Genomic DNA, 672 nt, shown 5'->3' with positions numbered 1-672 from the left:
GTAATGGGTACACCAACATTCGGCAAAGGGACTGTACAAGCAGTTCGCCCACTTAACCATGGCCAGTTAAAAATAACACAAGCCAAGTTTTATAGAATCTCTGGCGCTAGCACCCAGCACAAAGGCGTTGTCCCGGATATTATTTTACCTGACACCATTGATACTTCGAAAGTAGGTGAAGATGCCCTGGATCACGCACTTGAGTGGGACTCCATTGCTTCAGCCAAATTTAGCAAGGTGGGCGCCTTGAGCCCGCTTAGCCAAAAACTAGCCGAGAGCCATATCACACGTATTACACAACATCCTGAATACGTACTTTTGTTAGAAGAAATAGAATTACTAGAATCTCAGCGCGGTATAGAAAAAGTAACGATTAACGAACAAAAACGAAAAACCGAAGACGAAGCCTTCGACAAGGCACGCTTGGACTTACTTAACAAGCGCCGCCGACTTGAACAAAAGCCAGAATTTGAATCTCTTCAGGCCTGGCGTGACAGCGAAGATGAAAAGCCTATTGAAACAGACAAAGCACAAGAACCAGACTTTATCGTTGAGGAAAGTGCTGAAGTCTTATTAGACTTTATTTCTTTACAGCAAGTTAGCGCGAATGCCTTAGCCAATGCTCTTTAGCAATAGAGCTTGATTCGGTAACACTCGACACTGATATAGCGT

1 protein-coding gene is annotated in these 672 nt (G+C 44.0%); it reads left to right on the top strand.

The window, feature by feature from the left end; all coding sequences use genetic code 11:
• On the top strand, positions 1-630 hold a 630-nt coding region (locus A3766_RS26000; protein WP_197479757.1), incomplete at its 5' end, for a carboxy terminal-processing peptidase.
• Between the last annotated feature and the right edge of the window lie 42 nt (positions 631-672).

Source organism: Oleiphilus sp. HI0132, assembly GCF_001635845.1.
The sequence above is the reverse complement of the archived record's forward strand: the minus strand, read 5'-3'. Positions and strand labels throughout refer to the sequence as shown.